At 42.7% G+C, this 12,729-nt stretch carries 5 protein-coding genes; all 5 read right to left on the reverse strand.

What is annotated here, in order from left to right; all coding sequences use genetic code 11:
- Positions 1–335: 335 nt before the first annotated feature.
- Positions 336–2,738: an ABC transporter permease gene (locus DUL71_RS10325; protein WP_114938000.1), complete on the reverse strand. Its 2,403-nt coding sequence runs from the start codon at positions 2,736–2,738 to the stop codon at positions 336–338.
- 118 nt (positions 2,739–2,856) lie between these two features.
- Complete coding sequence (locus tag DUL71_RS10330; RefSeq protein ID WP_114938001.1) at positions 2,857–5,253, reverse strand: ABC transporter permease; 2,397 nt, start codon at positions 5,251–5,253, stop codon at positions 2,857–2,859.
- A 92-nt stretch (positions 5,254–5,345) separates the two neighbouring features.
- A complete protein-coding gene (locus DUL71_RS10335; protein WP_114938002.1) occupies positions 5,346–7,715 on the reverse strand; it encodes an ABC transporter permease in 2,370 nt (789 codons plus the stop codon).
- A gap of 97 nt (positions 7,716–7,812) precedes the next feature.
- On the reverse strand, positions 7,813–10,191 hold the full coding sequence (locus tag DUL71_RS10340) for an ABC transporter permease (RefSeq protein WP_114938003.1): 2,379 nt from the start codon (positions 10,189–10,191) through the stop codon (positions 7,813–7,815).
- Between the two features lie 118 nt (positions 10,192–10,309).
- On the reverse strand, positions 10,310–12,697 hold the full coding sequence (locus DUL71_RS10345; protein ID WP_114938004.1) for an ABC transporter permease: 2,388 nt from the start codon (positions 12,695–12,697) through the stop codon (positions 10,310–10,312).
- Positions 12,698–12,729: the final 32 nt, after the last annotated feature.

Consider the following 12,729-nt stretch of genomic DNA (forward strand, 5'->3'; position numbering starts at 1 on the left):
TTGAATTAGTTTGTTTATAAATAAATGAGTTAAACAATAATACTCATCATTTTGCGATTAACATATCAATAACATACCAAAGTTATATCTAACTAACTATCAACACATTAAATCATATTACCAAATTATTACTGTACGCTTATGTAACAGAATGCGTTCGGTTATGATACAGTGTTTTTTGGGAGGTGAAAGATAAAAGGCGAAAGGTTAAAGGTTTTTAGAGGCGCAGGCAGCCATTGCCCTCCTTTTCCAGCCTCCCATACCTACGCCCTGAAACAACAAAAGCCGAAAGGAGTAAACCTTTCAGCTTTTACCTTTTACCTTTCGCCTAAAAATCAATCTCCCGAACGCAAACTCTTTACCGGGTTGGCAAGAGCCGCCCTGAGTGATTGCACGCTCACAGTGATAAAGGCGATGAATATCGCCACGGCACCGGCTGCAATAAATACCCAGATTTGGATGCTGATTTTATAAGCAAAATCCTGTAGCCAGCGATGCATGGCATACCAGGCTATCGGCGAGGCGATGATGACCGATATGATCACCAGTTTCAGGAAATCGCCGGAAACCAGTTTTACTATACTGAAAACACTTGCTCCCAAAACTTTGCGCACGCCAACTTCCTTTACCCTTTGCCTGGTTGAAAATACTGCCAGTCCGAATAAACCCAGGCAGGAGATAAAAATAGTAACCAGGGTAAACGCGGTTAATATTGACCCTGTGCGCTGCTCGGCTTTATACATGTCATCAAACTCCTGATCGAGGAAATGATATTCAAACGGCGTGGCCGGATTAAAGGCAGTCCATTTTTCTTTTACTGCCGATATAGTTTGTGTAAGATTATTTTCGGATGTTTTGATAAGCACCTTGCCAAAATAATCCTCAGTAAACATTACTATGGGCGTAATTTCCTGGTGTACGGATGCAAAGTTGAAATTTTGTACTACGCCCCTTACTTCACCCATGCGCCCATTAAGGCCAATGTGTTTGCCTACGGCTTCGTTAGCTTTCCAGCCCAGCGCGTTGGCCGATTTTTCATTGATGATAAACCCATAACTGCGTTTGTTTTCATCAGCTTCGGTCGAACGTTTTTCATCGGCATCTGTAAAATCAATGCCTTGCACCAGTTTAATACCAAGCGTTTTTAAAAAGTTGCGCTCAACCGGCAAGGCTGTTACCGAAAGGTTATAATCGCTGTTTTTACCATCGGCCTGGTTAATGCTGTATCCGCCATGAACGTCCACCGGCGAATCATACGAGGCAGTAGCATTAAGTACGCCCGGTAATTGCATCACCTCGTTGTTGAATGACTTAATATCTTTTAGCGATTTGCCACCAATATCAATCACCATTACCTGCGACCTGTCGATACCGATATTTAAATGCTGGATATATTGTAGCTGGCTACCTGCTATAACCGTACAGATCATGAAGAATACAGATACCACGAATTGAAACACAACCAACGACCGGCGTAATGTCCTGCCACCCGAAGTATTGGTAAGTTTTCCCTTTAACGTAACTATAGGGTTAAATGATGACAGGTATAGTGAAGGATAAGTTCCGGCTAAAAAGGTAACCGTTATAAACAAACCTGCAAGTGCCATGATCAACCATGAAGTATTCCAGGTTTGAAGACTTAACTGTTGTCCCGAAAAATCGCTGAACCATTTAAAACTTACATTGGCTAAAAGTAACCCACCAAGCAGTGATACGAGGGTGATCATGGCTGACTCGATAATAAACTGCGTAAAAAGCTGGGTGCGCGCAGCGCCCATTACCTTGCGTACACCTATTTCGTGCCCCCGCTCAATGGCTTTAGCGGTAACCAGGTTCAGGAAGTTAACACAGGCCAAAAGCAGTAGTATAACTGCCACGGCGCCCAAAATATAAATGTATTTAATATTGCCCGGTGGTGTGAGCGAATATGTAGCTTCAGATTTCAGGTGAACATCGGTCAACGGTTCAAGCGTGAACCACATTTTATGACCCTTCCTGAAATCATCTTTAAACATATCGGACACATAGGTATTCATTTTTTGCTGAACCGAAGCCGCACTAACACCCGGCTTTAACAATAGGTAAGAATAATCGTTTGCCGAATCCCATCTGCGTGTCTTGGAATGTTCGGTAATAGCGTATGAGCCGATCATATCAAACTTGATCTGCGAGTATTCCGGCACGTCCTCAACCACGCCGGTAACCATCATGTTTTGTTTGTTGTTTACCTTAAAAACTTTGCCCAGAGCATCTTCATTACCAAAGTATTTTTTTGCTGTAGATGCCGTGATCACCACAGCCGAGGGATCTTTAAGCGCGGTAGCGGCGTTCCCCCTCAAAAACTTAAAACTAAAGATTTTGAAAAATGGCTCATCGGCCAATAAAAACCGTTTTTCATTGAATAGCTTATCCTGGTATTGTACTGGGTTATTGTACCAGTAAATCCGCACGCCATCCTCAATTTCCCGCAATTGCTGTTTAAATACAGGTACCGGCGCAGTTGGCGTTACGGCTACCGAGTTTGCCTCAGCATCGTCAGTGGATTTATAATTATAAACCACCCTAACAATACGACTGGCGTTAGCATGAAACCTATCGTACCGCAATTCATTTAACAAATAGGTAGCCAATAATATAAAGCAGCCTATCCCAACTGCCAATCCCGCGATACTTATTAATGAAGTAACCCTATTTATCACCAGGTTACGCCATGCTGTTTTTATATAGTTTTTAATCATTTTCTTATTTCATTGGGTCATTTACTACGTGGTCATTAAGTCATTTTTTGATGTTCAATCTTCAAATGAGGCAAAGCAAATGACTCAATGACGTGAAACACAATGGCTCAATGACAATTTACTCTGACCGCAAGCTTTTTACCGGATTAGCCACAGCCGCTTTAACTGCCTGGAAGCTCACCGTTGCAAATGCTATAAGCAGCGATGTAAACCCTGCTGTGCCAAATACCCACCAGCTGATATCAATGCGATATGCAAAATCCTGCAGCCACTTGCTCATGGCATAAAACGCGATAGGCCAGGCTATAACATTGGCAATCAGCACCAATTTCACAAAATGTCCTGAAAGTAACAGCACAATATTTTGCACCGAAGCACCGAGCACCTTGCGTACCCCTATTTCTTTAACCCGTTTCTCAGCCGAATATGATGCCAGGCCGAATAGTCCCAAACACGATATTATGATGATCAGTCCGGCTAAAATACTTACTACGGTGCTTACCTGGTTATCAACACTGTAAACTTCTTTAAAATGGTCATCCAAAAACTGGTATTCAAAAGGTACGCCTGGAAACTCTTTTTGCCAGGTTGATTGTATAAACGCCACGGCATCTTTAGCCCTGCCGCCATTGATCTTAACCGACATTTGGTTAAAACCTTTACCATTCACCAAAAACAAAGTTTCTATTTTGTAATGGAGCGAATTGAAATTAAAATCTTTAGCTATGCCAGTGATCACACCCAAAGAATCAAAACCAAACCTTTGGCCTAACAGCGATTCCATGTTTTTCCCTTTGTGATCTTTCAGCAACTCCTTGGCCAGTGCTTCATTAATAATGTATTGCTTCCATACAGCCGAAGTATCGGTAGAGAAGTTTTTACCCATCATCAGCTTAATCTTGTACAGATCGAGGTAGTTATTATCAACCACCAACAAGGTTGATGTAAGCTGGCGCAAAGGAGAATCGCCAAGTTTAAATGAAATACCGGTTTGATCAAGGTGACTTCCCAAAATATCCTGCGAGGCGGTAACGCCTTGGATCATCGAATTGGATAACAGTTCTTGTTTAAACAGGTCATATTTATTTTGCGGGATCAAGCCTAAGGGAACGTTAACAATCTGATCGCGGTTAAACCCCGGATCCTTTTGCTGCATAAACTTAAGCTGTTTGATAACCAGCACCGTAGCTATCATCAAAATTACAGCGCTGGTAAACTGACCAACAACCAAAATATTTCGCAGCGGTACTTTATTGCCTCCAACTGAAGCAAAAGCCCCTTTCAGTACTTTAACTGGTTGAAACGAGGACAGGAAAAGTGCCGGATATATACCGGATATGACACCTACGAGCACTGTGCTAATAAACACCACGCCTATCAGTATCTTGTTATCATGCAGCGGCAAACTGATATCTCGCTGGCTTAAACTGTTTACAAAAGGAATGGCCAGGCTTACCAGTATACAGGCAAAAACCAAAGCGATGAGGGAGAGCAACACTGTTTCGCCAAGGAACTGCATAGCCAGTTGGAAACGACCTGCCCCTATAGACTTACGGACACCGACCTCCTTGGCCCGCTCGGACGAGCGTGCGGTTGAAAGGTTAATAAAGTTTATGCAGGCTATCACCAACACAATGATGCCAATAACTGTAAACAGGTTGGTGATATGCTTATCAAATTTTTGATAGTTGATATAGTCCAAACCAATATCAGCCGAGTTGGCATGAACATCTTTTAGCGATAACAGGAAAAGCTCATAGCTTTTGGAGCCACCCTTGCCCCTGTATTTTTCAAGATAGGCCGGAAATTTCTTTTCAAGTGCTGCTATATTGGTTCCGGGAGCCAGTTCAAGATAGGTATTTAACCAGTTGCCGCCCCAGTTGGTGAACATCCAGGGTTTATAGATACTACTAAACGAAAACAAGCAATCAAATTGTAACTGTGAGTTTTTGGGCACGTTGGCCAATATACCGGTAACCGAATAGGTAATGGTGTCCTGCCCATAATTGGTAATGGTTTTACCCATTGGGTCTTCATTACCAAACATACGTTTGGCGGCATCTTCGGTTAATAAAACGCTGCGCGGTTTCAGTAAAGCGGTTTCTCTATCGCCCCTCAGCAGCTTAAAATCAAACATCTTTAAAAAAACCGAGTCAACAAAAAACACCTGCGGCATATAAACGCGCTTTAGGCCGTAGTTGAGTGGAAACTTTTGTTGCCAGCGGATCCTGGTAAAATTCTTCACTTCCGGAAAATCGGCCTTGAGGGTCTGCCCCATCGGGAACATGGATAATGCTACTTTTTGCGAGGCACCCATACCCTCAAACTTTTGAACCTCGTTTAGGCGATAGATATTTTTAGTATGAAGGTTATCAAAGCTTTTTTCATAATAAACAAAAAGCGTGATCACGATGCAGGCTGCCATACCTACGGCCAACCCAAAAATGTTAATAGCCGAAAAAACCTTGCTTTTCCAGATATTCCGCCAGGCGGTTTTGAAATAATTTTTTATCATCTGTTTATTTCATTATGTCATCGGGTCATTAAGTCATTTTTGCTTTGGATTTTGGTCAATGACCTAATGACGCAAATGACTCAATGACCAACTTATTCACTCCGTAAACTTTTAACCGGGTTAGCGATAGCCGCTTTGATAGCCTGGAAACTAATGGTTACCAAGGTGATCGCAATAGCTGCTACGGCTGATATAATAAATACGCCGGGACCTACCGTTATCCTGTAATCATATTTTTGCAGCCAGCCTTGTAAAAAGTAAAATGCCAATGGCGATGCTATTACACAACTCACAAGAACCAGCAGCACAAAATCTTTCGACAGTAAAAACCACAACTGGGTTACCGTAGCACCTAATACTTTGCGTACCCCTATTTCTTTAGTACGTTGTTCGGCAATATATGCAGCTAAACCAAACAGGCCGAGGCACGAGATAAAAATGGCCAAACCGGCAAATATGCCCGATAGTTTACCCACCAATACTTCCTGACCAAACTTGCGATTGTAATCTTCATCAACAAAGCGGTAGGTATAAGGATAAGCCGGACTATATTTTGAAAATACCTGCCCTATTTCATCAATGGCGTCATGTGGGTTTGCTTTTGCCGAAAGGCGGTAAATCATGTTTTGATGCGGATCATTATTATATACAAACATGGTTGGATCTGCCTGGGCAAATGGCGATAACATCAGCGCATTTTTTACTACACCAATTATTTTGCGAGGCTTGCCTCCATAAGTAATAAGCTGGCTTATAGGGTTACCTTTAAGGCGCAAACGCTTAATAGCTGCTTCATTAAAAACAATACTTAATGAATCGGAGATTAAGTTATTGAAATCCCTGCCAGCAAGCATTTTCATACCCACTGTCTTAAAATAATCATTGGCTACAGCTATTACTCCCATTTCAACTGTTTCGCCAGCAAATTTCCCTGGCCATTGGTCAATATCGTTATGCATGTCGATATCTGTAACAGCGCTCGACGCCGACGAAACACTTTGCACTAAGCCACTTTGAATTAATTCGTTTTTAAACGCGTCAAAATGTTTACCGAGATCTTCATTGGCATTTGTGGCCATTAACCGATTGATATCGTACCCATTAGGGCGGTTCTTGGCGTATTGGATCTGCCTGTAAATTACTACTGTACTTATGATCAAGGCTATAGAACAGCTAAACTGCATAACCACCAAAATTTTGCGTGAGTAAGATGCAGAGCGCCCAACTTGTATGGTACCCTTTAAAACTTTTACCGGATTAAATGATGAAAGGTAAAATGCCGGCCGGCTTCCCGCTATTAAGGCAGTAACTAATACGCAACCAATGGTTATCAGCCAAAAAGTAATGTTATTAAAAGGAATAGCAATAGTAGTACCGGTAAGTGCGTTAAACGGACCAAGGGCTACCTGCACAAAAATGATAGAGCAGATAAACGATATGAAAGTGATCAATACAGACTCGGTGAGGAATTGGAAGATCAGGTGCTGGCGCTGAGAACCAATGGCCTTGCGGATCCCTACTTCCCGTGCGCGTTTTTCGGAACGGGCGGTCGTAAGGTTAATGAAATTAACACATGCTATCAGTAATACCAATACGCCGATAACACCAAAAATATGCACATAATCGATAAAGCCTGCACTGGCTACGCCGTTCTTATAGTCAGAATAGAGATGCCAATCAAGCATTGGCTGCATGATCACTTCTGAATTTCTGGCATTGATATTATCTTCTCCTTTTTCGATATTTTTGATCTTGGCGGCAAGCTTTGTATAACTTACACCCGGTTTCAGTTTAGCAAAAAGCTGATAGCCATTGTTGCCGAAGCTTGCATGTGCACCTTTCATGTACGACTGCGTTTGCTCCAAAAGACTGAAAGGTATCACGAACCTGAATTGCATCGACGAATTCGCAGGAACATCCTGCATTACCCCGGTAACCTTCAGATTATACGCGTTATCTATCCGCACAACTTTATTGATCACATTTTCGGTACCGAACAAAGCAATAGCAGTTGCTTTTGTTAAGACGATGGAATAGGCATCGCTCAAAGCAGATGAACGATTGCCTTGCAACATGCCATATGAAAAGATTTTAAGGAACTCGTTGCCTGCCTGTATTCCACTAATTGATAGTTTTTTGTCACCAACCATCAAGCCATGTGTGCCAGTCCAATCTGTGGTTGCCACGTATTCAACTTCGGGGATGGTATGCAATACGTCCGAAAGCTTCAGTGACGTTGAACTAAACGTTAGTGTTTCACCATTGCTGTTAAAGTTTCGGCGTACCTGGTACACTCTATCCGCATCAGGCAAAAACCTGTCGTACGAATATTCATTAGCAACCCAAAGTGCTATCATTAAGGCAACCGCCATCCCGGCGGCCAATCCTAAAACATTAATAGCCGTATAAGCCTTGTTATTTAAAACATTTCGCCAGGCTATTTTCAGATAATTTCTAAGCATATCTCATCAGTCATTAGGTCATTAAATCATTGAGTCATTCACTTCCGCGTTCCAAAAATGACTTAATGACGCGAAGCAAAATGACTCAATGACTAAACTATTCAGAACGCAAACTTTTAACCGGGTTGGCCAGTGCCGCCATTGCAGCCCGGTAACCTACCGTGATCCAGGCTATTATAAAGCTTGACAGTATCGATATCACAAATATTTGCGGGCCGATGCTGATCCGGTATTGAAAATCTTTCAGATAATTATGCATTGCCCACCAGGCCAGCGGAGCAGCAATTACAAATGCGATAAGCAGTAATATGCTAAACTCCTTGCCAAACAACCACAGAATGCTGCTGATATTGGCACCCAACACCTTGCGTACGCCAATCTCCTTGGTTTTACGTACCGCCATAAACGATACCAACCCATACAGGCCAAGACATCCTATAATGATCGCGATGCCGGCAAACGCCTCAACAAGCGTTAAAAGGATTCTATCCATTTCGTAAAAGTGGGCAATCGTATCGTCCAGGAATTGATATGAATATAATTCCTCCGGGAAGGTTTGGTTCCAGATCTTATCAATCTGCGCCAGGGTCTCTTTAGCATTACGCATATCTATTTTTATAGCTACGGTCGACAGCCCCTGGTAATTAGGCATCACACATAAAGGTGAAATCTCTGAATGAAAGGAGTAATTGTAAAAATCTTTCATCACGCCAACAATGGTACCTTTATAGTCGCGGCCATTGATGGCCATTTGTTTTCCAATAACATCCTGCGGTTTAAGGTGTAGTTTGCTAACAAAGGTTTCGTTCACCAGGAGTTCTTTTACCGAGTCGCCTTTAAAGAAATTTCTGCCGGCAATTAGTTTAATACCAAAAGTCGAAATGTAATTTTCATCGGCCTGTTTGGTGTTAATGCTCCAATGCTCATCTTCAGCACGGTTATCATACTGAATACCGGTGTTACTGTTTGAACGGGATGCCGGTGCGTTGGCACAGTAAGATACATTTTCAACCCCTTTAATTTCGGTTATTCTATTGCGCATCGTACTCATTTTAACCTTATCATTTTGAGGAAGCGGCACCAGCACTACTGCATTCTTATTAAAACCCAGATCAGCGGTTTGTGAATAATGTAACTGGGATACGACGATGATAGTACCGATGATGAGTACCTGCGAGATAGTAAATTGGGTAACCACCAAAATTCTGCGCAATGAAAACCCGCCAACATCTTTTTGCGACAGCTTACTTTTAAGCGCTTTGATAGGCTGAAACCTTGCCAGTACCAAACCGGGGTATGAGCCCGAAAGGAATACTACAACAATGGTAATCAGCACAATAAAAACGCTCAGTTGCGGCCAGTTAAAGATCATTTGCGCATGGAACAGGTTGTTTAAGGCAGGCAGGGCAATTTCAGACAAGCCAATGGCTACACCAACCGCTATAATGCTGATAATTGCTGTTTCGGCAATAAACTGCCAGAATAACTGAAAAGGCTGACTGCCGAGCACTTTACGGATCCCCACCTCTTTTGAGCGGTTAAGCGCTTGAGCTGTAGCCAGATTTACAAAGTTTACAGATGCGGTGATGATCAGGAATACTCCAATAAAAAACAGCGCCCACAAATAGCTTTTATCTGCATAGCCGCCAAGCTCACGGTCAAAGTGCATTTCAGCAATTGGCTGTAGTTTAAAGCGCCAAACCTGCAAATCGCGACCCGTATAGTTTTTCTTGATTAATTGCAGCATGGCTGTTTCAACCTGTGCTTTGGTTACCCCTGGCTTTAACCGGGTAAAGCCCTGGCAGCCGCTATAAACACCGCCCCAGTTATTTTCACGGTCTTTACCGGCGTATGCCTCCATACTTGCGTACGAAATAAAGATCTGTTGCTTTTGGTCAGTATTATTGGGCAAATCCTGCAGCACGCCTGTTATGGTGACGTTGATATTGTTATCAAGCTTAAAAACTCTGCCAATTGGGTTATCATTACCGAAATACTTGTGTGCCATCTTTTCGGTAACTACTGCCTCATTTGGATTCGTAAGAATAGTTTTCCTATCCCCTTTTAACAACGGAAAATTCAGGATGTCGAAGTAATCTGGCTCGACAAAGGCAACACCGTCGTCTTCGCCAAATTTTTTTACTTCGTTGCCACGTGTCAGGGTGATCAACGTTTTGTTGAAGCTGATATACCGGGCAGTTTTTTCGCTAAAGGCAAAGTCATTGCGATAACCTTTGGCCATAGGCTGCGGGATAGCACCTACCCGGTCTACACCCTGATCATGAAATTCGGTATAGAAACGGTAGATCCTGTCCTTGTCCTTATGAAAAGTATCAAAGCTCAGGTGATAGGTGATCAGCGTAAATATCAATACACCGCATGCTACACCCAAAGCCAACCCAATCACACTAATGGTTGCGTAAGCCTTGTTACGAACCAAATTTCGCCAGGCAATTTTTATATAGTTTTTGATCATAGTTAAATGTTCATTAGTTCACTTGTTCATTAGTTCGTTGGTATTTATCTGCGTGTAGAAAATACTTATTCATCTTGTCAGCGTTCACTAATGAACTAATGAACAAGTGAACCAATGACTATTCCGAACGCAAACTCTTAACCGGATTAGTAATAGCAGCCTTTATAGCCTGGAAACTTATGGTAACCAGCGTGATAATTATAGCGGCCACAGCCGAAAGCACAAATACACCCGGCCCAATGGTTACCCGGTAATCGTATTTCTGCAGCCAGTCTTTCAAAAAGTAAAAAGCTACCGGTGTTGCTATAATGCAGCTTACCGTTACCAGTAAAATAAATTCTTTCGATAGCAGCAGCCATACCTGTGCTATGGAAGCACCCAATACCTTGCGGATACCGATTTCTTTGGTGCGTTGCTCGGCCACGTAAGCCGCTAAGCCAAACAAACCAAGGCATGATATAAAAATAGCTAATCCCGCAAAAACCCCGGCCAGCTTGCCAACCAACGCTTCAAGGCTAAACTTTCGGTTGTATTCCTCATCAACAAACTGATAGATGTAAGGATACGCCGGGTTATAGGTATCAAAAATCTTCCCTATCTTTTTAATAGCATCCTGCATGTTCGTGTTGGGCGCAAGGCGGTACATGATGTTATTCCCTCCCCTTCCATGATTAAATACGGCAGGCTGTACAGGAGTAAAAGGCGATTCCATCAGGGCATCTTTAACTACCCCAATGATGTGCACCCGCCCCATAAAACTATAATTTATGACTTTATTGATAGGATCTTTCAGGCCCATGCGTTTAACAGCAGCTTCATTAATGATAACGTTTGTTGTATCAGCTGCCCACTCCGCCGAAAAGTCACGGCCTTCTTTCATAGCCATACCCATTGTTTTGAAGTAATTGGGCGATATAGAAATGGCACCAACATTAATGCCTGTCTCTCCGGCATTTTTCCCAGGCCAATTTTCTACGCCGGCATGGCTGTAAATATTGGTAACAGGGCTTGATGCCGAAGCTACACTTTCAACCATTCCGCTTGCTATCAGATCATTTTTTAAAGCGCTGTAGTTATGTTCCAGATCGCCGCTCATATCGGTCATCATCAAGCGGGTTGAGCTATAACCGGTAGGTCTGTTTTTAGCATACTGTATTTGCTGGTAAACAATAATAGTACTGATGATGAGGGCAACAGAACAGCTGAATTGCATCACGACCAATATTTTGCGCGGTAGCGAAGCCGATCTGCCTACCTTGATAGTACCTTTTAATACCTGAACCGGATTGAATGACGACAAGTAAAATGCAGGGCGACTACCTGCTAATAAACCTGTAAGCAGTACATAAGCTATCATTGCTCCCCAAAACAATGCATTAGTATAAGGAATACTAATAGCGCTACCTACAATAGCGTTAAACGATGGAATAGCCAGCTGCACCATCACTATCGATAACAAAAATGAAATGAAAGTGATCATGATCGACTCGGCCAGGAATTGGGCTATAAGGTCACTGCGTTGAGAACCGATAGCTTTGCGCACCCCAACCTCGCGGGCCCGCTTTTCTGAACGTGCGGTTGAAAGGTTCATGAAATTAATGCAAGCAATAAGCAGCACCAAAACGCCTATCACACTAAACATACGCACATAATCAATAAAACCACCAACGGCCTTGCCGTTCTTAAAGTCATTATACAGGTGCCATTTTTTTAGGGGATGAATGATTACTTCCGGTTTGGCCGGACGCATTTGTTCATTATGGTCATAAACGATGTTTTTAATTTTTGGTGCGATCTGCTCCATGGTTACGCCAGGCTGCAACTCCAGGTACATGTTAAACGAGTTGTTTGTCCACATGGTGCGGGCACCCTTCATCCAGCCTTCGGTTGCTTCCTTAAAACTGAAAGGTGTTAGAAAGCTAAATTGAAGCGTGGCGTTTTTAGGGAGATCTTTTACAATACCGGTTACTTTTAAGTTCTGGCTGTTATCGTACCGTACCACCTTATTAATAGGATCAGCATTACCAAACAAAGCCGTAGCGGTCGACTCATTAAGGATAATGGAGTTTGGCTGGGTAAATACATCTTTAGCGTTCCCCTTTACAAACGTGTATTTAAAGATTTGCAAAAAATCCGGATTAGCTGCGCCCCCGGCAACATAAAGTTTTTTATCACCAACCAGCAGGTCGTGCCATTGCATTCCTATCCAATCGGTTTCGGCAACACGCTTAATGCCGGGGATCTCTTTGCGCAACACATCTGCCAAGGGCAATGAAACCGCTGTTTGCGTATGCTCACCATCGTGCTGGGTAGTAAAATGTTGTTCAACCTGGTAAAGCTGCTCATAATTAGGTAAAAACCTGTCATACGAATACTCATTGGCCACCCAAAGGCCAATCATCAGCGCAACCGCCATCCCGGCAGCCAGTCCCAGTATGTTAATTGCACTATAAACCTTGTTGTTAAGGATATTGCGCCACGCGATCTTTAAATAATTCTTTATCATAACTTAGTCATTATGTCATTGAACCATTAACT

It is taken from the genome of Mucilaginibacter endophyticus, assembly GCF_003351025.1.
Classification (GTDB): Bacteria; Bacteroidota; Bacteroidia; order Sphingobacteriales; family Sphingobacteriaceae; genus Mucilaginibacter; species Mucilaginibacter endophyticus.

What these genes read in the sequence shown, in the direction of transcription:
- DUL71_RS10325 (WP_114938000.1), bottom strand. Translation starts at nt 2,738, where the DNA reads ATGATTAAAAACTATATAAAAACAGCATGGCGTAACCTGGTGATAAAT.
- DUL71_RS10330 (WP_114938001.1), bottom strand. Translation starts at nt 5,253, where the DNA reads ATGATAAAAAATTATTTCAAAACCGCCTGGCGGAATATCTGGAAAAGC.
- DUL71_RS10335 (WP_114938002.1), bottom strand. Translation starts at nt 7,715, where the DNA reads ATGCTTAGAAATTATCTGAAAATAGCCTGGCGAAATGTTTTAAATAAC.
- DUL71_RS10340 (WP_114938003.1), bottom strand. Translation starts at nt 10,191, where the DNA reads ATGATCAAAAACTATATAAAAATTGCCTGGCGAAATTTGGTTCGTAAC.
- DUL71_RS10345 (WP_114938004.1), bottom strand. Translation starts at nt 12,697, where the DNA reads ATGATAAAGAATTATTTAAAGATCGCGTGGCGCAATATCCTTAACAAC.